This is a genomic window from Pseudomonas sp. R19M, from assembly GCF_050312585.1.
Classification (GTDB): Bacteria; Pseudomonadota; Gammaproteobacteria; order Pseudomonadales; family Pseudomonadaceae; genus Aquipseudomonas; species Aquipseudomonas palleroniana.
This window is the reverse complement of the sequence record NZ_JBNPJV010000065.1, coordinates 1-23,976: the sequence shown is the minus strand read 5'-3', so window position 1 is coordinate 23,976 and position 23,976 is coordinate 1. Positions and strand designations below refer to the sequence as shown.

The following is a 23,976-nucleotide window of genomic DNA, read 5'->3' as shown; positions in this document are numbered from 1 at the left end:
GCACCCCTAGATGACCCAGGTTACCAACACCCCGTACGAAGCCCTCGAAGTCGGCCAGACCGCCAGCTACAGCAAGACCGTCGAAGAGCGGGATATCCAGTTGTTCGCCGCGATGTCCGGCGATCACAACCCGGTGCACCTGGATGCCGAGTACGCCAAGGCCACCATGTTCAAGGAGCGCATTGCCCACGGCATGTTCAGCGGCGCCCTGATCAGCGCGGCGGTAGCCTGTGAGTTGCCTGGGCCGGGCACCATCTATATCGGCCAGCAGATGAGCTTCCAGAAACCGGTGAAAATCGGCGACACCCTGACCGTGCGCCTGGAAATCCTCGAGAAACTGCCGAAATTTCGTGTACGTATCGCCACCCGCGTGTTCAACCAGAACGATGAGTTGGTAGTGGACGGCGAGGCGGAAATTCTTGCACCGCGCAAGCAACAGGTCGTGACCCTGACAGCGCTGCCGCCGATCAGCATCGGCTGACAAGCCCGCCCCTACACAGGCTTGCTCCCAATAAAAAAGGGTCAGTCACCCGATAAAGTGACTGACCCTCTTTTTATTGGGGGAGCAAGCCCCCAGCAGCACTTACGACTGGGCGCGAGCCTGGTTACGCAGGGCTTTTACCTGGTCGTGGTTGCGCTGCACGCCGTGGTACTGACGCTCAACCAGGTCACGAATACCCAGCAGGTTGTGCTTGTTGATCTTCTCGATCGCTTCCCGGTAAGCCTTGAGGGCATGGTCTTCACCGCGCTCGGCTTCGTTCAGCACAGCTTCCTCATCTTTACCGGTCACCATCGACTTCACGTCGACCCAACCACGGTGCAGTGCACCGGCTACGCTGCCGGAGTTTTCCGGATCGCCGCCCAGCGCACGCACGGCGGTTTTCAGTTCTTCAGCGGCTGTACCGCAATCGACGGAACGCTTGGCGAACAATGCCTTGAGTTCTGGGTGCTTGATGTCTTCAGCGCACTCCTTGAAACCTTTTTGACCGTCGATGCTGGTTTCGATCAGGTCATTGAGTACGGAGATCGATTCTTTATTGATGTCAGTCATTTTTCAATTCCTTGGGCAGGTTTAAAGAAGCTTGTTTAAAGCTTGCATGAGGTATTGCAGCGCCCGTGCCAAGTTTTTCAATAAAAAATTCTTTTTAATTTTCAGTTAGTTACGAAATATTGAACCATCTGTATGGACGTTATTTGCATGATCTGTCATTTGGCCTTCATGCAAAATACCTGTATTTTTCAAGCTCTCCCCTCAATCGCTTGACGCTCATGAACCCGGAAAAACTCGAACTGCTGATCACCCGCGAAATGCCTTTTGGCAAATACAAGGGACGGATCATTGCCGACCTGCCGGGGCCCTACCTCAACTGGTTCGCCCGCGAAGGTTTTCCCCACGGTGAGCTGGGTGGCTTACTGGCATTGATGCAGGAAATCGACCACAACGGTCTGTCCGACCTACTCGAACCGCTACGCGTGAAACACGGTAAACCCGCCCCTCGCCATTAGAGCCTTGCCATGCCACGGAATGCGCACAACGAACATCACTGGAACACCATCGCCCAGCGCTACGAGCTGGAACCCGGTCCGATCAATCTGGAAAACGGTTACTTCGGGCGCATGAGCCGTGCGGTGCGTACGCAATACCTGGAGCACGTCGCCTTTATCAATCGCAGTAACTCGGTGCATGTTCGCCAGCAGTTCGAACAAGGCGAAAACGTCGAGATACGCCGCCAACTGGCCGGGCTGATCGATGCCGAACCTGAATCCATCGCCTTCACGCGCAACGCCACCGAGGCCTTGCAGTCGCTGATCCGCAACTACAATCGCCTGCAACCGGGCGATCAGGTGCTGATCAGCGACCTGGAGTACGACACGGTCAAGGGGGCCATGCGGTGGTTGGCAGGTTATCGCGGCGTGGACGTGATCGAGGTGTCCCACACCCACCCGGCCAGTTTCGACAGCTTGGTGCAGACCTATCGCGAGACCTTCAGCCGGTACCCGCGTTTAAAGCTGATGGCGCTGACCCACGTTACCCACCGCACCGGCCTGGTCATGCCCGTTGCGGCGATCGCCAAGGCTGCACGCGAGCAGGGCATCGACGTGATCCTCGACGGAGCCCACGCCCTGGGCCAGATCGAGTTCAACCTGGCCGAGCTGGGCATCCAGTTCGCCGGCTTCAACCTGCACAAATGGATCGGCGCACCGCTGACGCTGGGGTTTCTCTACATCGCTCCCGAGCGCCTGGCGGATATCGACCCGGACATGGGCGAATTCCACTACCCCAGCACGGATGTACGCGCACGCACGCCCTACAGCACGCCGAACTTTCCGGCACTGATGACGCTGCCGCTGGTGCTTGAAGAACATCGCGACCTGGGTGGCGCCGCGGCCAAAGGTGCGCGGGTGAATTACCTGCGGGATCTGTGGGTGAGCCGGGTGCGGCCATTGCCGGGGATTGAAGTGCTGACGCCGGATGATCCGCGGCTGTATTGCGGGATCACGGCATTCAAGTTCATAGGGCGGGACCAGCAGGTGATGGCAGAGCGCTTGCTCAAGGACTATGGCCTGTTCACCACGACTCGCGTCGGCGCGGCGTTTGGCACCTGCATACGCGTGACGCCCGGCCTGGCGACCTCGGCGGCGGACATCGATGCCCTGGTCGACGCCATTACCGAACTGAGCACAGATTAAAAATGTGGGGTTGGCAGCAGGTTTTTCAGGCAAAAAAAAGCGGCGCACCGACCAAGTGCACCGCAAAAATGCCGTTAAGCACAGCAACAACGATTCAGTAAAAGCGGATCAATCCAGCAGTGCCAGCGCTTGCGCGGTAACTTCCTGGATGCGGGCCCAGTCGCCGTTCTTGACCCACTCAGGGTCCAGCATCCAGCTACCGCCCACGCACATCACGTTTTTCAACGCCATATAGTTTTTGATGTTGGCCGGGCCAACACCGCCGGTCGGGCAGAATTTCACTTCGCCGAACGGGCCACCGAGGGCCTTGATCGCGGCAACGCCACCGCTGACTTCGGCGGGGAACAGCTTGAAGCGGCGATAGCCCAGGCCATAGCCTTCCATGATGCCGGAGGCGTTGCTGATGCCTGGCAGCAGCGGGATCGGGCTGTGCACCGAGGCTTCCAGCAGGTCACGGGTAATGCCGGGGGTGACGATAAATTGCGAACCGGCCACCTCGGCCGCTTCGAGCATATGACGGTCGAGCACGGTGCCGGCACCGGTGCACAGTTCCGGGCGTTGCTCGCGCAAGACCTGAATGGCCTTGAGGCCGAACTCGGAGCGCAAGGTCACTTCCAATGCGGTCAAACCACCGGCTGCCAGGGCATCGGCCAGCGGCAGGATGTCCTGTTCGCGGGCGATGGTGATCACCGGCAGAATCCGCGCCTTGGCGCAGAGGCTGTCGATCAGGGCAACTTTATCCGCCATGGATACGGTCGGTTGAGGGCTGTTCATAGCGGCTGATCCTTGGCTCATGGGCACCAGTAAATCTCTAGAGTGGGTTGCAAAAACGCGCGAATCGGCATGGCAGCAATGTCATCACTGGCCAGCGCGGCGCTCAAGGTGGTCAATTTCGAACTTCCGGCAATCGACAGTACGGTGTAGTTCGCCGTGGACAGCAAGGCGCGACTCATGGTCAGGCGCTGGTGCGGCACGGTCGGCGCCAACATCGGCCAGCAACGGCGGGTACCGTTGGGTTGCAGGGCGTCGCTCAGGTTCGGGCTGTTGGGAAACAGCGACGCGGTGTGGCCGTCATCGCCCATGCCCAGCACCAGCACATCAATGGCTGGCAACTCGCCCAGCAAGCGATCGGCCTGCAAGGCTGCCTCTTCAAGATTGGCCGCGGCGCTGTACAGGCTCAGGAACCTGGCCTTGGCCGCCGGGCCTTGCAGCAAGTGCTGCTTCAACAGGCCGGCGTTGCTGTCGGCATGCTCCACCGGCACCCAGCGCTCATCGGCCAGGGTGACGGTGACCTTCGACCAGTCCAGGCCCTGCTTGGCCAGGCTCTGGAAGAACGCCACGGGGCTGCGGCCGCCGGACACGACCAGGGTCGCATCACCACGGGCACTGATGGCCGCACGCAGTTGTTCGGCCACGTCGTTGGCCAGGCCATCCGCCAGCAAGGCGGCTGTACGGTACCCATGGGCCGTCACGCCCTGAGGCAGTTTCAGTTCAGATATCGCCATACCACGACCTCCCATCCCGCGTGATCAGTGCAATCGAGCTCATCGGCCCCCAGGACCCCGCCGCATACGGCTTGGGCGCATCACCGGACTTCTTCCACCCGGCGATCAACTGGTCACACCACTTCCACGCGGCTTCGATTTCATCTTTGCGGACAAACAGGTTCTGATTGCCGCGCATCACTTCCAGCAACAACCGCTCGTAGGCATCGGGAATGCGTGCGCTGCGATAGGTGTCGGAAAAATTCAATTGCAGCGGGCCACTGCGCAGTTGCATGCCCTTGTCCAGGCCCTGCTCCTTGGTCATCACACGCAAGGAAATACCTTCGTCCGGCTGCAGGCGGATGATCAGTTTGTTGCTGATCTGCAGGCGCTGCTCGGGAGCGAAGATGTAGTGCGACGGCTCCTTGAAGTGGATGACGATCTGCGACAGTTTTTGCGGCATGCGCTTGCCGGTACGCAGGTAGAACGGCACGCCGGCCCAACGCCAGTTACGGATATCGGCCCGCAGGGCGACGAAGGTCTCGGTGTCGCTCTGGGTGTTGGAATTCTCTTCTTCCAGGTAACCCGGCACCGGCTTGCCGGCGCTGTAGCCGGCGATGTACTGGCCGCGCACCACTTGGGTGGTCAAGCCATCCGGGCTGATCGGTGCCAGGGCCTTGAGCACCTTGACCTTCTCGTCTCGAATACTGTCGGCTGACAGGTCGGCCGGTGGGTCCATGGCGATCAGGCAAAGCAGCTGCAGCAAGTGATTCTGGATCATGTCCCGCAGTTGGCCGGCCTTGTCGAAGTAACCCCAGCGGCCTTCGATACCAACCTGCTCGGCCACGGTGATTTCCACGTGGGAAATGTAGTTCTGGTTCCACTGGGTTTCGAACAGGCTGTTGGCAAACCGCAGTGCGATCAGGTTCTGGACGGTTTCCTTGCCCAGGTAGTGGTCGATGCGATACGTGCGGTTTTCCGGGAAAAACTGCGCCACGGCGTCGTTGACCTTGCGCGAGGATTCCAGGTCGGAGCCGATGGGCTTTTCCAGGACCACACGGGTATTTTCAGCCAGGCCGACCTTGGCCAGGTTTTCGCAGATCGCGCCATATACTGCCGCCGGTGTGGCGAAGTAGGCGATCAGTCGTTGCTCGCCTCCGACTTTTTCAGCGAGGGCGACGTAGTCGTCAGCCTGCATGAAATCGACATGGACATAGACCAGGCGCGCCAGGAAGCGCTGGGCCACGGTCTCGTCCATTTCCTTGCCGACGTAGTTGCGCAGTTCTTTTTCGATGTGGGCCAGGTGCTGTTGCTCGGACCCGGCTTCACGGGCCAGGGCCAGGATGCGCGTGTCGTCGTGCAAGAGCCCGGCGCCATCGAGTTGATAGAGGGCAGGAAATAACTTGCGCAGCGCCAGATCACCCAAGGCGCCAAACAGGGCAAAGGTGCAGGGTTCTACGGTTATCGAAGGCATGATGTTTGTTCTTTTATCAAGTTAAGCTACAAATACCTTTTTTCAAGGCATCACTCAAGGAAAAATGTAGTAATAACCACAACATTTTCCCAAAATACGCATTCCGAGTGGTGGTGTTCAGCTACCCTCAGTAGGATAGGCCACCTCAAAGGGCCGCTCGTCGATTGGTTGCTGCCCTTAATATTTGCATCGTCGCCCGAAGGAAAGACTGAATGGACCGCGTGCGAAATCTTCTGGAACAGATCCAGAACCGCCTCGAAGAATTAAACAAGGCCGAGCGCAAAGTCGCTGAAGTCATCCTGCTTAACCCGCAGCAGGCCACCCGCTTCTCGATCGCCGCCCTCGCCCAGGCCGCCTCGGTCAGTGAGCCGACGGTCAACCGTTTCTGCCGTTCGTTCGGTGTCAGCGGTTACCCTGAACTGAAATTGCAGTTGGCGCAAAGCCTGGCCAGTGGCGCGGCCTATGTCAGCCGCGCAGTGGAGGCCGATGATAACCCTGAGGCGTATACCCAGAAGATCTTCGGCAGCGCCATTGCCTCCCTGGACAGCGCCTGCCAGGCCCTGGACCCGGCCCTGATCAGCAAGGCCGTGGATTTGCTGATCCAGGCGCGGCAGATCCACTTCTTCGGCCTGGGCGCCTCGGCTCCGGTGGCCATGGACGCGCTGCACAAGTTTTTCCGCTTCAACCTGGCGGTGACCGCGCATGCCGACGTGCTGATGCAGCGCATGATCGCTTCGGTGGCCCATACGGGCGAACTGTTCGTAATCATTTCCTACACCGGGCGTACCCGCGAGCTGGTGGAAGTGGCGCGTATCGCACGCAGCAATGGTGCTTCGGTGCTGGGCGTGACTGCCGAAAACTCACCGCTGGCCAAGGCCAGCACCGTGAGCCTGAACATTCCGCTGCCGGAAGACACCGACATCTACATGCCGATGACGTCGCGGATCATCCAACTGACGGTACTGGATGTGCTGGCGACCGGCATGACCTTGCGTCGCGGGGTGGATTTCCAGCCGCATCTGCGCAAGATCAAAGAGAGCTTGAATGACAGCCGGTATCCGGTGGGCGACGAATTCAACTAGCCACTGATCGTTCCCACGCTCTGCGTGGGAACGCCGCCCTGGACGCTCTGCGTCCGCTGCTGAAAGTCGTGACGCGGAGCATCACTGGATGCATTCCCACGCGGAGCGTGGGAACGATCTAAGCTCCGGCTCTGGCCTGCAAGCTCAGATGCGCCCTCTCCCCCGGCGCCAGGCTGGCTCCGGCCATTGCCGACTCCACGCACACAAACCCCGACGCCTCATTGAAACTCACGCCCAGCAACGGCCGGCTCCCCGGATGCCACACCACGGTGTCCGCGCTGTCGCCGGTGTCGATACACAGTTCGCGCTGCCAGGCATGGTCTTTGAGATGCAATTCGCCCTCATGCTGGAACACCCGCTGGCAGCCACCGTCCACTCGCAACTCACCTTCCTGCTGGCAGACCTGACGGTTGAGCTGGTCATAACCTTGCGCCCCATCGAGTCCAGACAGCGCTACCTCATCAACGTGACCAATACGCCAGTAAGCGTGCAAAGCATGGCTCAACTGGCAAGGGAGCTCGTCCTGATGTTCAGTGCTCAGGCGCAATTCCAGGGTTTCGCCCAGGTGCGCATGCAGGTCGACCTGCCAGTCGCACAGGCGTAATTGCCAGTGCAGACGCACACCATCGTCGTCGCTGCTGCTGTCGAGCAGCTTCCAGTCGATCAGCCGCGCCCAGCCATGGGACGGCCATGCGTTTTCACTCGGGTGGCGGCCATACCAGGGCCAGCACACCGGCACACCACCACGAATGGCCCCCACCTGTGGCCACTTGGCTGCACACCACAACCAGGGTTTCTGGCCGTGCGGCTGGAAATGCAACAGTTGCGCCCCCTGGCGACTGAACACCGCCTGGCACAGCGGATGATCGATCACCAATACGTCGCGCATCTGAAAGCGCTCCCAGGCGAATACCGGACGCTCGCGCAGGGATTTGAAAAAGCGTTGCAGCGGATGCTCATGCATGTGCCACGGTCCTGAAGATCATCACAGTGCGCCCCAAAAAAAGCGGGTAGCCATGGCTACCCGCAAAATGCGCACAGAGAGAAGGAGCTTATCGCAACAGCGTTAGAACGTAGACTGAATTTTCAGGCCCGCTACCAACGCGTTGTCGACCTGGTCGACGCCACCTGGGTTCTTGATGAATTGCAGGTTAGGACGCACGGTCAGCCAGTTGGTGACGTGGATGCCGTAGTTAAGCTCGACGTTGTACTCAGTGTTACGCAGAGGCGCGTAACCTGCTTGGCTGTAGTCGGTGAAACCACCCGCCTCATTGAGCAACTCGGAGTTTTTCTTCACATCACTGTTGGCGTGGATACGGGAAATACCAATACCGACGTCATCTTTGGCACGGGCATCAAATGGCCCTTTGTACACCAGCATCAGCGACTGGTAGTTATCGACCAGGTTGGTGTCTTTATCGTGAAAGGTCGCGTTGGCAGCAATGTTCAAGCCGCGCGAAGCATCACCGTTATGCGTGGTGAGTTGCTGTTGCGCAACGAACCAGTAACCGGTTTTGCTGCTGCGCAGACGGTAGGCTGCGCCGGTGGTGGCCGCATCGTTACCATTGACGTCTTCACGTACATCACTGGCGTCGGCCGCGCTCTTGTAGTAACCCACACGGTATTCGCCCGGCAGGTTGTTCACCTTCGGCGACCAGACCAATTCCACCGGAATCACAGTACCCTTGGTACCGCTGCCGCTGAGTTTGAAGCCGTTACCGTGCTCCAGCTGCGACGGGTTCTGGTTGTACGCACCGATTTGCGCATACAGCTCTGGCGTGATGTTGTACTTCAAGCGGATGGCGGCCTGGGCCACCGGCCAGTTGTACCAGGTGTTGACGTAGTTACCCACTTGCGAGCCGCAGAACGACAGGTTCTGGAAGTCGCATGGGAAGGTATTGAAGTCTTCGCCTTCGCCGAAGTAACCGAGTTTCACGTCCAGCTTGTTGTCGAACATTTGGTGCTGGATCCAGAACTGGGTCAGACGCACCATGTGGCCACGGCCGTAGACTTCCATGGACGAGCTCAGCGTGCCGGCACGCGGGTCGCCGATACGGTCGTTGGAGATGTTCTGGCCATTACGGTTGGTCAGCTGGATCTTGGCCTGGGTGTTGTCCCAGCCCCACAGTTTCTGCAGGTCCAGCGCCACGCCCAGACCGAACTGGTCGGAGTAACGGCCAGTCTTGTCGTCGTTGTAGCCGCCATGCAGGTTGGCGCCCATTTCACCCACGTAGTCAGCCTTGATGTCGATACCTTGCTCGATCAGCTTGGTCCGCTCGCCGCCCCAATCACCGGTCATCCACTTGGAATCGGCACTGAATGCATCGGCCGCCATCGCATTGGCGGACAGTACAAGGGCTGCTGCTGCTGACAGTTGGCAGATCAGCCGGGTGTTGTTGTGTTGCTTTTTCATCCCTACATCCTCGTCTTTATTGTTATTAAACTGTTTTTATCTAACGCGGGTTACATTTTTTATCTAAAACAACAAGTTATAGACTCAACGACCTTTGAATTGGGCCACGTTGCCGGTGTGCCCGAGCGCAGGCGATGCGGCAGCAGTGCCCAGACGCTCGCCAGTGTTGGCGTCGAACAACAGGACCTTGGCCGGATCGAATTGCAGGGTCAGGGTCTCACCGACCTGGGGCGCCACGTCGGGTGCCAGGCGGCAGCAGACCTTGGTGTCGTTGAGTTGCACGAACACCAAGGTGTCCGGGCCGGTCGGTTCGGTGACCTGGACTTCGGCACGAATGCTCGACGCGCTGTCGCCCTCGCCGTTGGCCAACATGATTTGCTCCGGGCGCAGGCCCAGGATCACGTCGCGGTCTTCAAGGCCGGCATCCGACACATTGAGCGCCAACTCGCAGCGGGCCTGGCCGCTATCGAGCTGCGCCACCAGGCGACCGTCCTTGCGCTGCAAGCGCAGCGGTACGAAGTTCATCGGCGGCGAACCGATAAAGCTCGCGACGAACTGGTTGGCCGGGTCGTTATAGATCTCTTTCGGCGTACCGAACTGCTGGATGATGCCGTCCTTCATCACCGCCACTTTGTCGCCCAGGGTCATCGCTTCGATCTGGTCGTGGGTCACGTAGACCGTGGTGGTTTTCAGGCGCTGGTGCATCAGTTTCATTTCGGTGCGCATCTCGACCCGCAGCTTGGCGTCGAGGTTGGACAGCGGTTCGTCGAACAGGTAGATCTTCGGACGACGCGCCAGGGCACGGCCCATGGCCACGCGCTGTTGCTGGCCACCGGACAACTGGCCCGGCTTGCGATTGAGCAGGTGTTCGATCTGCAGCAGCTTGGCCACGCGCGCCACTTCGGCGTCGATATCGGCCTGGGGCATCTTGCGGATTTTCAAGCCGAACTCGATGTTCTCGCGCACGCTCATGGTGGGATACAGCGCGTAGGACTGGAACACCATGGCGATGTCACGGTCCTTGGGGCTCATGCCGCTGACGTCCTGATCGCCGATCATGATCGCGCCGCCGGTGATGGTCTCAAGCCCGGCGATGCAGTTCATCAGCGTGGATTTACCGCAACCCGAAGGGCCGACCAGAATCAGGAACTCACCTTCCTTGATCGACAGTTCGATGTTCTTCAAGGTGTCGGGCAAGCCGGCGCCATAGGTCTTGTTTACATTGCGAAGTTCAAGCGTAGCCATGATTACCCCTTGACCGCGCCAGCCGTGAGGCCGCGCACGAAATACTTGCCTGCGATCACATAGACCAGCAGGGTCGGCAGCCCGGCGATCATCGCCGCCGCCATATCCACGTTATATTCCTTGGCCCCGGTGCTGGTGTTGACCAGGTTGTTCAGCGCCACCGTGATGGGCTGGGAGTCGCCGCTGGAGAACACCACACCGAACAGGAAGTCGTTCCAGATCTGGGTGAACTGCCAGATCAGGCAGACCATGATGATAGGCGTCGACATCGGCAGAATGATCTGACGGAAGATGGTGAAGAAACCTGCACCGTCCAGTCGTGCGGCCTTGATCAGCGCGTCAGGAATGCTCACGTAGTAGTTACGGAAAAACAGTGTAGTAAACGCCAGTCCGTAGACCACGTGCACAAACACCAGGCCGGTGGTGGTGCTGGCCAGACCCATCTTGCCGAGGGTGAACGACGCGGGCAGCAGTACGGTCTGGAACGGCAGGAAGCAACCGAACAGCAGCAAGCCGAAGAACAGCTGCGAGCCTTTGAAGCGCCAGAACGACAGCACATAGCCGTTCAGTGCGCCAATGGCGGTGGAAATCAGTACGGCCGGAACGGTGATCTTGATCGAGTTCCAGAAGTAGCCGTCCACGGTGGCCCAGGCCTTGACCCAGCCGATACCGCTGACCACGGTCGGCCAGCTCAGCAGGTTGCCGGTGCTGATATCTTCCGGGGTCTTGAAGCTGGTCAGCAGCATCACTACCAGCGGCACCAGGTACAGCAGCACCGCGAGGATCAGCACCGCATAGATCGCGATGCGGCTCAGGCTGATGGCAGGTTTGGAAGCGAGACTAGTCATGACGCTTGGTCCTCAGCTCGGAATACAGGTAAGGCACGATGATCGCGAGGATCGCGCCGAGCATCAGGATTGCACTGGCCGAGCCCATGCCCATCTGGCCACGACTGAAGGTGAACGAGTACATGAACATGGCGGGCAGGTCGGACGAGTAGCCCGGACCACCGGCCGTCATGGCGGCGACCAGGTCGAAGCTCTTGATCGCAATGTGCGCCAGGATCATCACTGCACTGAAGAACACCGGGCGCAGGCTGGGCAGCACCACGCTCCAGTAGATGCGCGGCAGGCTGGCGCCGTCGATCTGCGCGGCACGGATGATCGATTGATCAACACCACGCAGGCCCGCCAGGAACATCGCCATGATGAAGCCGGAGGCTTGCCACACGGCGGCAATCACCAGGCAGTAAACGACGCGATCAGGGTCGATCAGCCAGTCGAGACGGAAGCCTTCCCAGCCCCAGTCACGCAGGAGTTTGTCCAGGCCCATGCCCGGGTTGAGCAGCCATTTCCAGGCCGTACCGGTGACGATCATCGAAAGCGCCATCGGGTACAGGTAAATGGTGCGGATAAAGCCTTCACGACGGATCTTCTGGTCGAGGAAAATCGCCAGTGTCACGCCGATCACCAAGGTGATACCGATAAACATCCCGCCGAAAACCGCCAGGTTCTTGCTCGCCACCCACCAGCGGTCGTTGTCGAACAAGCGCGCGTATTGCGCAAGGCCGGCCCAGGTGTAGTTAGGCAGGAACGTGGAGGTGGTGAACGACAGCACGAACGTCCACAGGATGTAGCCGTAGAAGCCCACCAGAACGATGAACATGCTGGGCGCCAGCACCAGTTTGGGGAGCCAGCGCTGCAGTGCATCGAACGGCGAGGCCTTGCTGAACACAGCAACAGAACTCATGGGAAAATCCAGTACAGGGAAAAAGGACTACAAGAGCATGCCTTGTGAGGAGTCAGGGGGTTTCCCCTCACAAGGACCAGCCGTGCTAACCGTTACTTCGCAGACTTGATCGCAGCGCCAAGTTTCTTGGCGGTGTCGGCCGGGTCGGCTTTCGGGTCGTTGATGTAGTTGGTCACGACATCAAAGAACGCACCTTGCACGGCCAGGGTGGTGGCCATGTTGTGCGCCATGCTTGGCTGCAGGCCGCCGGTCTGGGCGTCAGCCAGGAAGTCCTTGGCGGCAGTCTGAGCGCAGGAGTCGAAGCCAAGCTTGTCCATTTCATGGAGCATGTCGTTGCGCACAGGGATCGAGCCCTTGTTGATGCTGAACACTTTCTGGAAGTTTTCACCCAGCACCACTTTGGCGATGTCCTGCTGACTGGCCTGAGTGCCCTTGTCTTTGACCTTGAACACCGCCAGGGAGTCGATGTTGTAAGTAAAGGCTTTGTCGGTGCCCGGGAAGGCTACGCACTCATAGTCTTTGCCGGCGACTTTCTTGGCGGCAGTCCATTCGGACTTGGCCCAGTCACCCATGATCTGCATGCCGGCCTTGCCGTTGATGACCTTGCCCGCTTCTAGGTTCCAGTCCTGGCCTTTACCGTCGACGTCCATGTAGGTCGCGACTTTCTTCAGTTCAGTCAGGGCCTTGACCATTTCCGGGCCGGTCAGCGCGGCGTTGTCCAGGTCAACCAGGGCTTTCTTGTAGCCATCAGCCCCCATCACAGACAACACCACCGCTTCGAATACGGTGCTGTCCTGCCAAGGCTGGCCACCGTGGGCGAGCGCAATGAAGCCCGCGGCCTTGAGCTTGTCACCGGCAGCGTAGAATTCTTCGAGGGTGGTCGGGTTCTTGGTGATACCGGCTTTCTTGAAGACTTCCGGGTTGATCCACAGCCAGTTCACGCGGTGGATGTTGACCGGCACGGCAACGTAGTTGCCCTCGTACTTCACGGTATCGGAGACTTTCTTGTCGAGCAGGGAATCCCACTTTTCTTCTTTGGCGACGTCTTTGAGCACGTCAGTGTCGAGCAGGCCGGTGGATGCCCATTCCTGGATGTCCGGACCTTTGATCTGAGCAACGCCTGGTGGGTTGCCGGCGACCGCACGGCTTTTCAGCACGGTCATGGCAGTGGCGCCACCGCCACCTGCAACAGCGCCGTCCTTCCAGGTGAAGCCGTCTTTCTCAACTTGGGCCTTCAGGACATCTACGGCCGCTTTTTCACCGCCGGAGGTCCACCAATGCACAACTTCAACCGTGCCTTTCGAGTCGGCGGCAAATGCACTGAGGGGAAACAACGAGGCAATGGAAATAGCGACGGCGAGGCGATTAATCGCGTTCATCTGAGTACCTTTTCTTGTTGTTATGCATGCAAGTCTAGAGCTTGCGCTGCACGGAGTTTAAACAGGGATGTTCAGGGCGCAGGTAACAAAGGGACGCACAAATGTCACCAGCTTGTGACATACAGGCCCCGACCTAAAGCACTGGTCATACTGGGTGACAAAGGGAGTGCGGGCAGCACCACCGCTTGCCAGGCATGGTACAGGTCCGGCTTGCCACCCCAAATGTTGCTGCTGGGTTGGTTGTGCGGGTCGAGTTCGTGGTGCCAGCTGCCGTGGGTCCTGTCGATAAAGTGGGTCTCGCAGAACTCCCAGAAGCGTCGGTACCACATCTCGTAATGCGCATCAGCGGTACGCTTGAGCAGTGCCTGGGCAGCGGCACTGGCTTCGGCGTGGGTCCAATGCAAGCGTTCGCGTACCACCGGGCGCTGGTTCCAATCCAGGGTGTAGACGATACCGGGGGCGCCATCCACGGCCCAGGCGTGCTCGCAGGCGCTGGCGAACAGGCCTTGAGCATCGCTCACCAGCCAGTCCGGCGTGACCAGCCCGGCTTGCAGACGCGCAGCCTCCAGGTGCAGCACCAGCCGCGCCCACTCAAAACCGTGACCGGGGGTGATACCGTAAGGGCGAAAGCCGTCGGCCGGGTTGTCTTCGTTGTAACCGGGCAGCGGTTGCCAACGAGTGTCGAAATGCTCGATCACCATGAACCGATTAGCCGCCGCGTGGGTGTGGATAACCCGCTCGACGATACGCAGCGCCCGGTCCAACCAGCGTCGATCACCGGTGACATCGGCCAGGGCCAGGAATGCTTCGGTGGCGTGCATGTTGCTGTTGGCACCGCGATAGGCTTCGACACCCGTCCAGTCCCGGGCAAAGGATTCGAGCATCACGCCCTCCTCCTCGCTCCAGAAGAACTGGTCGATGACATGGATGGCGTCGTTCAACAGGTCCTGTGCACCTGGCGCGCCGGCCACCACCGCCGAGCTGGCGGCCAGGGCGACGAAGGCATGCAAATAAGCCGCTTTACCGTGGTTGCCATCGCGGGCATTGGGGGTGGCGAACCAGCCGGCGTGCTCACTGTCGCGCAGTGGCCCTCTGAGCGCCGCGACGCCGTGGGCGACCAGGTCGGCGTAACCCGGCAGCCCCATGACCTGGGCCATGGCGAAACTATGGGTCATGCGCGCGGTGTTCATGGTTTCGGCGTAGGCATCGGCCGGCAGTTGGCCTTTGTCATCGAGATTGCCGAAGCCGTCAGGCAGTCGAGAGGCTTTGGCAAATGCCAACAGGCGCTGTCCTTCGCCGGCAAGCCAGGCGTGATGGGCAGGTGCATTCAGCCAACTGCTGGCAGGCAGTGGTTGGGTGGTCATGGGTGGCCCTTGTTTTTTTTATGGGATGACCGAGTCTAAACAAGGGCGAAAGAGGGGCAAGTAACGAAACTGATGGTAAATGTCACCAAGCGGTGACATTTACCGACAAGCTTTACTGACCGAGCGGCGTAGCGGCCGCTGGCGCATTGAGACGTTGATTCAAGTTCTGCACCTGGCTCTGCAAGGTGGTGATGTTGCGCGTGGTCTGGATGCGGAACACGTCGAACTCTTTATTGGTGGGTGCGTCGCTGTTGGCGGGCTGGTTTTCCTGTGCGCTCTTGAGTACCAGCAGGTCCTGCTCGAGGCGGGCGATGGCCGCGCTCGGATTGCCCTGTTTCTTCAAGGCCGCCACGTCGTTCGCCAGCTCCTTGGTCTCACCCTGCGCCGCCTTGAGGCTGGCGACGGCATCGGTCAACGCCTGGACCTGGCCCTGCAGCTTGGCATTGGCATTCGCAAGCTCCGTGGCATTGGTGGTCATTTGCGCCAGGCGCTGGTCCAGTTCGCTCGCCTGACCGGCCACGCCCACTTGTTGCTTGCCCTGCTCCAGCAATTGGGTTTCCAGCTGCTTGATCTGCAACTTCAGCGCTTCGCTGCCGTTGTTGACGTTGGCCTCACTGGCCACGACCTTGCCGGAAATATCCTGCAGGCGCCCCGCCGCTTCCTCGCTGATGCGCGCGAAACTCTCCTGGGTGGCGACCAACTGCTGGCCCATCAGGGAAATCTGCTGGAAGCTCCACCAGGCCAGGCCGGCAAAGGCGATCAGCAGCGCGCCGACCAAGGCCCACAACGGGCCGGTGCTGGCTCTTTTGACATTGACCACCTTGGTGTTGCGCGAGCGCACGGAGGTGGCGGGAGTCGGCACGAAATCATCGTCATCCCCTTGATCGGCCCGCAGGGTGGGAACGTTGTCGAATTCGTCGTTGGCATCGTTACGCATGAATCTACCTTGAATCAATGAGATGGCTAGCTGGAAGGCCGAGCGCCGGGATTATAAACCGCGTTCCCCGCGCACTGGTCGACCCGGAACCACGAGTTCGGTTCCCGATGTGTCGCTGCTGGTGAAACTACTTGAGGCCGGGGTCCTGGGCCTTCCACCAAGAGCAGAACTCGTCGAGCGCGGTCCACAGGCTGACCTTGGGCTCGTAGTCCAGATAATGCCTCGCCTGACTGATGTCGAGGGTGAAATCTTTGTTCATCACCTGCATGCCCAGGCGTGACAGCGCCGGCTCCGGACGACCCGGCCACATCGCGCAAAACGCTTCGTTCAACGCCGCCACGCTGTAGGACAAGCCGTAAGACCGATAACGGGTGACCTGCGGCAGGTCCATCTGGCGCATCACGTAGTTCACCACATCCCACACCGGCACCGGCGTGCCGTTGCTGATGTTGTAGGCCCGGCCCAACGCCGAACCTGGGGCCAGCAAGCTGCTGAGGAGGGCTTCGTTGAGGTTGTGCACACTGGTGAAATCGACCTTGTTCAGCCCGTCGCCGACAATGGCCAGGCGATTCTTGCGCTGCATCTTCAGCAAACGCGGGAAGATGCTCATATCGCCGGCGCCGGTCACAAATCGAGGGCGCAAAGCCAGCACTTCCAGGCCGAACTCCTGGGCGCCGAAGACTTTCTGTTCCGCCAGGTATTTGGTGGCGGCATAGGGGTGCTTGAAACGCTTGGGCACCTGTTCTTCGGTCAACCCCAGATGATCGCGCCCGTCAAAGTAGATCGACGGTGACGACAAGTGCACCAGGCGCCCGACCCGTTGCTTGAGGCAGGCTTCAACGACATTTTCGGTGACCAGCACATTACCCTGATGAAAATCCTGGTACTTGCCCCACAGCCCGACAGCGCCGGCGCAGTGCACCACGGCTTCGACGTCGCGGCACAGCTCGCGCACCAGGTCGGCATCATTCAAATCACCCTGGATAAACTCGGCACCGCGCCTGACAAGGTGCTCGACCCCCTCGGCACGTCGCCCGTTGACCCGCACGTCCAGGCCCTGCTCCAGGGCGAAACGCGCAAAACGCCCGCCGATGAAGCCGCTTGCGCCGGTGACCAGAATTTTCATGAAGCCTCCTACGGATGCAGCTGCCAGCGTCAAGCCTCAAGCTACAAGTTAAAAACGATCCGCAAGCTTTTCTTGCAGCTTGCAGCTTGACGCTTGTTACTGCTGATAGGGCACCAACCATTGGCCACAGGCCTGGGCCAGATGGTCGGTCAACAGCCCCAACAACTGCCCGCCACTGCGCCAATGATGCCAGTACAGCGGCACATCGATGGGCTTATCTGGCAACAACTCGACCAATACGCCTTTCTCCAATTGATCACGCACCTGCAATTCGGGCACCAGGCCCCAGCCCAGGCCGGCCTCTGTCAGGCGAATAAAACCTTCGGACGAGGGGCACAAATGGTGCTCAAAACCACCGTCCACACCGAGGGATGCCAGGTATCGGTGTTGCAGGAAATCATCCGGACCGAACACCAAAGCCGGCGTACGCGCCAGTTGTTCGGCCCGCACGCCCTCGGGAAAGTGCCTGGCAATAAAGGCCGGGCTGGCCAGCGCGCGATAACGCATGGCGCCGAGCAACAGGCTGCGCGCTCCCGCCACAGGGCGTTCGCTGGCGCAGATACAGGCCGCCACTTCGCCGGCCCGCATGCGCTTGAGGCCCACGGTCTGGTCCTCCACCACCAAGTCCAGCAACAAATGCTGCTCGGCGCAAAAATCGCTGACCGCCTGCGCCCACCATGTGGCGAGGCTGTCGGCATTCAGGGCGATGCGCAGCCGCTCAGGCATACCTTCCTCGTCCAGTGCGGGCACCTGGCTTTGCAGGTCACGCTCCAGCAACCGCACTTGTTGGACGTGGTTGAGCAGCCGCCGGCCGATATCCGTAGGCGTCGGCGGCGTAGCCCGCACCAGCACCGGTTGGCCGATGCGCGCCTCGAGCAACTTGATACGCTGGGAAATCGCCGACTGCGACAACCCCAACACCTGCGCACCGCGCTCAAAGCCCGCCTGTTCCACCACCGCCGCCAGGGCGGAGAGCAATTTATAGTCGAACATCAGTTTCTCTAATGAGCGATCAGCAATATTGGTTTTTCTTATACAGCCTACCCGATGAAAATGACCAGCATTGCTTCGTCGTATTTCACCTCTTCACGTTCGAAAGGAACCTTCACATGGCTGGCGAAACCGCCCTGGCAACCCTGCTGCGCAGCATGAGCCCGCAGTTGCATGAGGGTGACTACGTGTTCTGCACCCTGCCCGACCGACGTATTCCCGAAGGCTGCGAGATCATCGGCAGCTTTCGCGAGCAGGAAGGCCTGACCCTGATCCTCGAGCGCCAACAAGCGCAACAAGCCGGCTTGGCTTTCGAGTATGTCGCGGCCTGGATCACCTTGAACGTGCATTCGGCCCTGGAAGCCGTGGGCCTGACCGCCGCTTTCGCCGGCGCGCTGGGCAAGGCCGGCATCAGTTGCAACGTGATCGCCGGCTACTACCACGACCACCTGTTTGTCGGCCGCGCCGACGCCGAGCGCGCGCTGCGGGTTTTACGGCAATTGGCATCGGACGCGGAGTAAACCTTATGTGGCAAAGTTATGTGAACGGACTGCTGGTGGCGCTTGGCCTGATCATGGCGATCGGCACGCAGAACGCCTTTGTATTGGCGCAAAGCCTGCGCCGTGAGCATCACCTGCCGGTGGCGGCCCTGTGCATTGTGTGCGATGCCATCTTGGTGGCCGCCGGGGTGTTCGGCCTGGCCACGGTGCTGGCCCAGAACCCGCTGCTGCTGGCGATTGCCCGCTGGGGCGGCGCGGCGTTCCTGTTGTGGTATGGCACCTCGGCGCTACGTCGGGCGTTTTCAAAGCAAAGCCTGGAACACGGCGACGCCTTCAAGGCGCGTTCACTGCGCGCTGTCTTGCTCAGTGCCTTGGCGGTGACGCTGCTCAACCCCCATGTGTATCTGGACACCGTGCTGTTGATAGGCTCCCTGGGCGCTCAGCAAACCGAACCGGGCGCCTATGTGGCCGGTGCGGCCAGCGCCTCGTTCCTGTGGTTCGCCACCCTGGCGCTGGGCGCGGCGTGGCTGGCGCCCTGGTTGGCACGCCCGGCAACCTGGCGCCTGCTGGATCTTTTGGTCGCGGTGATGATGTTCAGCGTGGCCTATCAATTGATCAGCGCCTGACGAATATTCCAAAACGCTCTGGAACCTCTATCCCACACAGTTGTTGCGTGGTTTTGCCACACCCCCGGTGCTATGATCCGGACCCTGCGCCGCAAAGAGTTCAAACTCCCCGGCGCTTGTTTGGCCGCCCGTGATCGGCCTTGCGCTCACCGCAACTGACCTGATTAGGAGAATCATCATGGCTTTCGAATTGCCGCCGCTGCCGTACGCACACGATGCCCTGCAGCCGCACATTTCCAAGGAAACCTTGGAATACCACCACGACAAGCACCACAACACCTATGTCGTGAACCTGAACAACCTGGTGCCTGGCACCGAGTTCGAAGGCAAGACCCTGGAAGAGATCGTCAAATCCTCTTCGGGCGGCATCTTCAACAACGCCGCTCAGGTCTGGAACCACACCTTCTACTGGAACTGCCTGGCGCCAAACGCCGGCGGCCAACCGACCGGCGCCCTGGCTGAAGCCATCAACGCTGCGTTCGGTTCGTTCGACAAGTTCAAGGAAGAGTTCACCAAGACTTCCGTCGGCACCTTCGGTTCCGGTTGGGGCTGGCTGGTGAAAAAGGCTGACGGTTCCCTGGCCCTGGCCAGCACCATCGGCGCCGGCAACCCGCTGACCAGCGGCGACACCCCGCTGCTGACCTGCGACGTGTGGGAACACGCTTACTACATTGACTACCGCAACGTGCGTCCAAAGTATGTGGAAGCGTTCTGGAACCTGGTCAACTGGAAGTTCGTGGCTGAGCAGTTCGAAGGCAAGACCTTTACTGCCTAAGCAACACTTGCAGTAGAAAAAGCCCGGCGAATGCCGGGCTTTTTCATGGGCGACGGAACTGAGCGAACCGGCAACGCCACCCAGGCATGCAGAGGAATTCGCCTCTCATACCTGTCGGAGAATTAACTATGTCCATTGGAGCACTCGCCGCGCTGCCCCTCATCGGCGACGTCGCCAAAGCCGCTGGAGATATCACCAGCGCCGTCACCCCGCTTGTCCAACCCTTCGCCGATGTACTGGCCAAGGCGCTGGGCAACGCGCTGGAGCCTCAAAACAAAAACCTGGATTTTTCGAGTCTTCAAGAAACGACAAAGCGTACGTTGACCTTCTGATACCGACTGCGCCCCTTGCAGGCGGATGCAAATCCGCCCTGCACCACCTGATGACCGACTTCAAACCTGCTTTGCCCCAATGTTCCTTTGACTGACACCCCGAGATTGCCAATACTCATGGCATATTGAGGCTACCCGCATGGAACAAGGAATGACCCTTTGAAGCTGGAACTCAAAAACAGCTTGTCGGTGAAGTTGCTACGGGTTGTGCTGTTGTCGGCATTGATCGTGGGCGTGGCGTTGAGCGTGGCGCAGATCGTTTTCGATGCCTACAAGACACACCAGGCCGTGGCGGGCGATGCCCAACGCATTCTCGACATGTTTCGCGACCCCTCGACCCAGGCCGTCTACAGCCTGGATCGCGAGATGGGTATGCAGGTCATCGAGGGTCTGTTTCAGGACGACGCCGTGCGCATGGCCTCCATTGGCCATCCCAACGAAACCATGCTCGCGGAAAAAAGCCGCGCCTTGCAGCAATCGCCCACCCGCTGGCTGACCGACCTGATTCTGGGCCAGGAACGCACCTTCACCACCGCATTGGTCGGCAAAGGCCCCTACAGCGAATATTACGGCGACCTGAGCATCACCCTGGACACGGCCACCTACGGCAAAGGTTTTATTGTCAGCTCGGTGATCATCTTTGTGTCCGGCGTACTGCGCGCCTTGGCAATGGGCCTGGTGCTGTACCTGGTGTATCACTGGCTGCTGACCAAACCGCTGTCGCGGATTATCGAACATCTGACATCAATCAACCCGGACCGGCCCAGCGAACACAAAATCCCCCAACTCAAGGGCCATGAGCGCAATGAGCTGGGGTTGTGGATCAACACGGCCAACCAGTTGCTCGAATCCATCGAGCGCAATACCCACCTGCGCCATGAGGCCGAATCCAGCCTGCTGCGCATGGCCCAGTACGACTTTCTCACCGGCCTGCCGAATCGGCAGAAGCTGCAGGAGCAGTTGGACAAGATCCTGATCGACGCCGGCCGCCGACAACGCCGTGTGGCAGTGCTGTGCGTCGGGCTGGACGACTTCAAGAGCGTCAACGAACAGTTTACCTACCAGGCCGGCGACAAATTGCTGCTGGCACTGGCCGACCGTCTGCGTGCCCACAGCGGCCGCCTCGGCGCCCTGGCCCGCCTGGGGGGCGACCAGTTCGCGCTGGTTCAGGCCGATATCGAGCAGCCTTACGAGGCCGCCGAGCTGGCACAAAGCATCCTGGATGACCTGGAGGAGGCATTCGCCCTCGACCAGGATCAGATCCGCCTGCGCGCTACCATCGGCATCACGCTGTTCCCGGAAGACGGCGACAGCACTGAGAAGCTGCTGCAAAAAGCCGAACAAACGATGACCCTGGCCAAGAGCCGCTCGCGTAACCGCTATCAGTTCTACATCGCCAGCGTCGACAGCGAAATGCGCCGCCGCCGCGAACTGGAAAAAGACCTGCGCGATGCCCTGAGCCGGGACCAATTCCACTTGGTGTACCAACCCCAGATCAGTTACCGCGACCACCGCGTGGTCGGCGTGGAAGCGCTGATCCGCTGGCAGCATCCGGAACACGGCCTGGTACCACCCGACCTGTTTATCCCCCTGGCGGAACAGAACGGTACGATTATTCCGATTGGCGAGTGGGTACTCGACCAGGCATGCCGACAGTTGCGCGAATGGCACGACCTGGGTTTCACCGAGCTGCGCATGGCGGTCAACCTGTCCACCGTGCAGTTGCACCACACCGAGTTGCCGCGGGTGGTCAATAACCTGATGCAGATCTACCGCTTGCCACCCCGTAGCCTGGAGCTGGAAGTCACCGAGACCGGCCTGATGGAAGACATCAGCACCGCCGCCCAGCACTTATTGAGCCTGCGACGCTCCGGCGCGCTGATCGCCATCGATGACTTCGGTACCGGCTATTCGTCGCTGAGCTACCTGAAAAGCCTGCCTCTGGACAAAATGAAGATCGACAAGAGCTTCGTCCAGGACCTGCTCGATGATGACGACGATGCCACCATCGTGCGCGCCATCATCCAGTTGGGCAAAAGCCTGGGCATGCAGGTGATTGCCGAGGGCGTTGAAACTGCCGAGCAAGAGGCCTACATCATCGCCGAGGGCTGCCATGAGGGGCAGGGTTACTACTACAGCAAACCCCTGCCGGCCCGTGAGTTGGCGGTGTACTTGAAACAATCCGAGCGCAATAACGCGGCGATTCTTTGACCGTGCAAAGCAATACCAAATATTTCCCGCGTATAACGCTTTACACAAAATGCAAATCTTTCGCATTATGTCGCAGTTTTGCGCGCCCTCGCGTGCCCCAACCCCAACCGAAGCAGGATGTTCGCCATGATTCGTATGCCCCTGGCCACCGCCAGTCTGCTGGCCCTTGCCATTTCTCTCGCCGGTTGCGGCGAAGGTAAAGACAAGGCGGCCGCGCCTCAAGCACCCGCAGCCGCCAGCAGCACCGCACCTGCGGCGGCTCCGGCTGGCCAGGTCGACGAGGCAGCCGCCAAGGCCGTGGTCGCGCATTACGCCGACATGGTGTTCGCGGTGTACAGCGACGCCGAATCCACCGCGAAAACCCTGCAGACCGCAATCGACACCTTCCTCGCCAACCCGAACGACGAAACCCTGAAAGCCGCCCGCGCCGCTTGGGTTGCCGCCCGTGTGCCGTACCTGCAGAGCGAAGTGTTCCGTTTCGGCAACACCATCATCGACGACTGGGAAGGCCAAGTGAACGCCTGGCCTCTCGATGAAGGACTGATCGACTACGTCGACAAATCCTACGAGCACGCCCTGGGCAACCCGGGCGCCAACGCCAACATCATCGCCAACACCCAGATCCAGGTGGGCGAAGACAAGGTCGACGTGAAGGACATCACCCCGGAAAAACTCGCCAGCCTCAATGAACTGGGGGGTTCCGAAGCCAACGTCGCCACCGGCTATCACGCGATCGAGTTCCTGCTCTGGGGCCAGGACCTCAACGGCACCGGCCCAGGCGCGGGCAACCGCCCGGCGTCGGACTACATGACCGGCGACGGCGCCACCGGCGGCCACAACGAGCGTCGTCGCACCTACCTGCGCGCCGTGACCCAATTGCTGGTCAGCGACCTGGAAGAAATGGTCGGCAACTGGAAGCCCAACGTCGAAGACAATTACCGCGCCACCCTGGAGTCGGAACCTGCCACCGACGGCCTGCGTAAAATGTTGTTCGGCATGGGCAGCCTGTCCCTGGGTGAGCTGGCCGGTGAGCGCATGAAAGTCTCCCTGGAAGCCAACTCGCCGGAAGACGAGCAGGATTGCTTCAGCGACAACACCCACAACTCGCACTTCTACGATGCCAAAGGCATCCGCAACGTCTACCTGGGCGAGTACACCCGCACCGACGGCACCCAAATGACCGGCGCCAGCCTGTCGTCGCTGGTGGCCAAGGTTGACCCGGCGGCCGACGCTGCGCTGAAGGCTGACCTGGCTGCCACTGAAGCGAAGATCCAAGTCATGGTCGATCACGCCAACAACGGTGAGCACTACGACCAACTGATCGCCGCCGGCAATGACAAAGGCAACCAGATCGTGCGTGACGCGATTGCCGCGCTGGTCAAGCAGACCGGCGCGATCGAAACCGCCGCCGGCAAGCTGGGCATCAGCGACCTGAACCCGGATAACGCGGATCACGAGTTCTGATCCGTGCCGCATTGAACAAGGCGACCTTCGGGTCGCCTTGTTCATACGCCCTATCTACCACCACAAATCCCTTGTGGGAGGGGGCTTGCTCCCGATGACGGTGGCTCAGTGAAAGATCTATCTGCTGACCCGCC

General features: G+C 60.1%; 24 protein-coding genes. 10 read left to right on the top strand and 14 right to left on the bottom strand.

Annotated elements, in window-relative coordinates; translation table 11 throughout:
* Positions 1–10: 10 nt before the first annotated feature.
* Positions 11–481 (top strand): MaoC family dehydratase, encoded by a 471-nt coding sequence (locus tag ACQRBT_RS13870; protein ID WP_060754119.1) that lies wholly within the window; start codon positions 11–13, stop codon positions 479–481.
* A 102-nt stretch (positions 482–583) separates the two neighbouring features.
* Here ACQRBT_RS13870 and ACQRBT_RS13865 read toward each other — a convergent pair whose 3' ends face one another.
* Positions 584–1,051 (bottom strand): ferritin-like domain-containing protein, encoded by a 468-nt coding sequence (locus ACQRBT_RS13865; RefSeq protein ID WP_060754120.1) that lies wholly within the window; start codon positions 1,049–1,051, stop codon positions 584–586.
* A gap of 218 nt (positions 1,052–1,269) precedes the next feature.
* Between ACQRBT_RS13865 and ACQRBT_RS13860 the strand changes: the two genes are divergently transcribed.
* Together ACQRBT_RS13860 and ACQRBT_RS13855 are read left to right on the top strand one after the other, a co-directional pair.
* The gene (locus ACQRBT_RS13860; protein ID WP_060754121.1) at positions 1,270–1,506 is read left to right on the top strand and encodes a DUF3820 family protein; all 237 of its coding nucleotides are present in this window, start codon (positions 1,270–1,272) and stop codon (positions 1,504–1,506) included.
* 9 nt (positions 1,507–1,515) lie between these two features.
* On the top strand, positions 1,516–2,691 hold the full coding sequence (locus ACQRBT_RS13855) for an aminotransferase class V-fold PLP-dependent enzyme (protein ID WP_412047400.1): 1,176 nt from the start codon (positions 1,516–1,518) through the stop codon (positions 2,689–2,691).
* A 108-nt stretch (positions 2,692–2,799) separates the two neighbouring features.
* On the opposite strand, the gene ACQRBT_RS13850 is transcribed toward ACQRBT_RS13855, so the two are convergent.
* From ACQRBT_RS13850 to zwf, 3 genes are read right to left on the bottom strand one after another with little or no spacing between them, the layout of a single operon-like run.
* On the bottom strand, positions 2,800–3,465 hold the full coding sequence (locus tag ACQRBT_RS13850) for a bifunctional 4-hydroxy-2-oxoglutarate aldolase/2-dehydro-3-deoxy-phosphogluconate aldolase (protein ID WP_060754123.1): 666 nt from the start codon (positions 3,463–3,465) through the stop codon (positions 2,800–2,802).
* Between the two features lie 17 nt (positions 3,466–3,482).
* Entirely contained in the window at positions 3,483–4,196 is a 714-nt protein-coding gene (gene pgl / locus ACQRBT_RS13845) for a 6-phosphogluconolactonase (protein ID WP_412047401.1), read from the bottom strand.
* Positions 4,183–5,649 (bottom strand): glucose-6-phosphate dehydrogenase, encoded by a 1,467-nt coding sequence (gene zwf / locus ACQRBT_RS13840; RefSeq protein ID WP_161549357.1) that lies wholly within the window; start codon positions 5,647–5,649, stop codon positions 4,183–4,185. The genes pgl and zwf overlap by 14 nt, the downstream gene beginning before the upstream one ends.
* A 221-nt stretch (positions 5,650–5,870) precedes the next feature.
* On the opposite strand from zwf, the gene ACQRBT_RS13835 reads away from it, so the two are divergent.
* Positions 5,871–6,731 carry a MurR/RpiR family transcriptional regulator gene (locus ACQRBT_RS13835; RefSeq protein ID WP_174554056.1) on the top strand — a complete coding sequence of 287 codons (861 nt, stop codon included), beginning with the start codon at positions 5,871–5,873 and terminating at the stop codon, positions 6,729–6,731.
* 118 nt (positions 6,732–6,849) lie between these two features.
* Here ACQRBT_RS13835 and ACQRBT_RS13830 read toward each other — a convergent pair whose 3' ends face one another.
* The 10 genes from ACQRBT_RS13830 to ACQRBT_RS13785 form a co-directional block, all read right to left on the bottom strand.
* Positions 6,850–7,695 (bottom strand): D-hexose-6-phosphate mutarotase, encoded by an 846-nt coding sequence (locus ACQRBT_RS13830; protein WP_060754127.1) that lies wholly within the window; start codon positions 7,693–7,695, stop codon positions 6,850–6,852.
* A gap of 102 nt (positions 7,696–7,797) precedes the next feature.
* The gene (locus ACQRBT_RS13825) at positions 7,798–9,144 is read right to left on the bottom strand and encodes a carbohydrate porin (RefSeq protein ID WP_104994659.1); all 1,347 of its coding nucleotides are present in this window, start codon (positions 9,142–9,144) and stop codon (positions 7,798–7,800) included.
* Positions 9,145–9,228: 84 nt separating this feature from the next.
* Positions 9,229–10,389, bottom strand: coding sequence for an ABC transporter ATP-binding protein (locus tag ACQRBT_RS13820; protein ID WP_104994660.1), 1,161 nt, complete (start codon positions 10,387–10,389; stop codon positions 9,229–9,231).
* A 2-nt stretch (positions 10,390–10,391) separates the two neighbouring features.
* The gene (locus ACQRBT_RS13815) at positions 10,392–11,237 is read right to left on the bottom strand and encodes a carbohydrate ABC transporter permease (RefSeq protein ID WP_060754130.1); all 846 of its coding nucleotides are present in this window, start codon (positions 11,235–11,237) and stop codon (positions 10,392–10,394) included.
* Positions 11,230–12,138 carry a carbohydrate ABC transporter permease gene (locus ACQRBT_RS13810; protein WP_060754131.1) on the bottom strand — a complete coding sequence of 303 codons (909 nt, stop codon included), beginning with the start codon at positions 12,136–12,138 and terminating at the stop codon, positions 11,230–11,232. Before ACQRBT_RS13810 ends, ACQRBT_RS13815 begins: the two co-directional genes overlap by 8 nt.
* Before the next feature lie 92 nt (positions 12,139–12,230).
* Entirely contained in the window at positions 12,231–13,517 is a 1,287-nt protein-coding gene (locus ACQRBT_RS13805; RefSeq protein WP_412047402.1) for an ABC transporter substrate-binding protein, read from the bottom strand.
* A gap of 104 nt (positions 13,518–13,621) precedes the next feature.
* Positions 13,622–14,881: an AGE family epimerase/isomerase gene (locus ACQRBT_RS13800; RefSeq protein WP_412047403.1), complete on the bottom strand. Its 1,260-nt coding sequence runs from the start codon at positions 14,879–14,881 to the stop codon at positions 13,622–13,624.
* A gap of 112 nt (positions 14,882–14,993) precedes the next feature.
* Positions 14,994–15,818: an ATPase gene (locus tag ACQRBT_RS13795; RefSeq protein ID WP_090368934.1), complete on the bottom strand. Its 825-nt coding sequence runs from the start codon at positions 15,816–15,818 to the stop codon at positions 14,994–14,996.
* A gap of 127 nt (positions 15,819–15,945) precedes the next feature.
* The gene (locus tag ACQRBT_RS13790) at positions 15,946–16,944 is read right to left on the bottom strand and encodes an NAD-dependent epimerase/dehydratase family protein (protein WP_412047404.1); all 999 of its coding nucleotides are present in this window, start codon (positions 16,942–16,944) and stop codon (positions 15,946–15,948) included.
* 96 nt (positions 16,945–17,040) lie between these two features.
* Positions 17,041–17,937 (bottom strand): LysR family transcriptional regulator ArgP, encoded by an 897-nt coding sequence (locus ACQRBT_RS13785; RefSeq protein ID WP_060754136.1) that lies wholly within the window; start codon positions 17,935–17,937, stop codon positions 17,041–17,043.
* A gap of 116 nt (positions 17,938–18,053) precedes the next feature.
* On the opposite strand from ACQRBT_RS13785, the gene ACQRBT_RS13780 reads away from it, so the two are divergent.
* The 6 genes from ACQRBT_RS13780 (at position 18,054) to ACQRBT_RS13755 (ending at position 23,842) form a co-directional block, all read left to right on the top strand.
* Positions 18,054–18,455: an ACT domain-containing protein gene (locus tag ACQRBT_RS13780; RefSeq protein WP_244385179.1), complete on the top strand. Its 402-nt coding sequence runs from the start codon at positions 18,054–18,056 to the stop codon at positions 18,453–18,455.
* 5 nt (positions 18,456–18,460) lie between these two features.
* Complete coding sequence (locus tag ACQRBT_RS13775) at positions 18,461–19,060, top strand: LysE/ArgO family amino acid transporter (RefSeq protein WP_104994665.1); 600 nt, start codon at positions 18,461–18,463, stop codon at positions 19,058–19,060.
* 178 nt (positions 19,061–19,238) lie between these two features.
* Positions 19,239–19,835, top strand: coding sequence for a superoxide dismutase (locus ACQRBT_RS13770; protein ID WP_003212997.1), 597 nt, complete (start codon positions 19,239–19,241; stop codon positions 19,833–19,835).
* A 128-nt stretch (positions 19,836–19,963) separates the two neighbouring features.
* Positions 19,964–20,167 carry a hypothetical protein gene (locus ACQRBT_RS13765; protein WP_104994666.1) on the top strand — a complete coding sequence of 68 codons (204 nt, stop codon included), beginning with the start codon at positions 19,964–19,966 and terminating at the stop codon, positions 20,165–20,167.
* 159 nt (positions 20,168–20,326) lie between these two features.
* Positions 20,327–22,378: a putative bifunctional diguanylate cyclase/phosphodiesterase gene (locus ACQRBT_RS13760; protein WP_104994667.1), complete on the top strand. Its 2,052-nt coding sequence runs from the start codon at positions 20,327–20,329 to the stop codon at positions 22,376–22,378.
* Between the two features lie 126 nt (positions 22,379–22,504).
* A complete protein-coding gene (locus ACQRBT_RS13755) occupies positions 22,505–23,842 on the top strand; it encodes an imelysin family protein (protein WP_060754141.1) in 1,338 nt (445 codons plus the stop codon).
* Positions 23,843–23,976 lie beyond the last annotated feature (134 nt).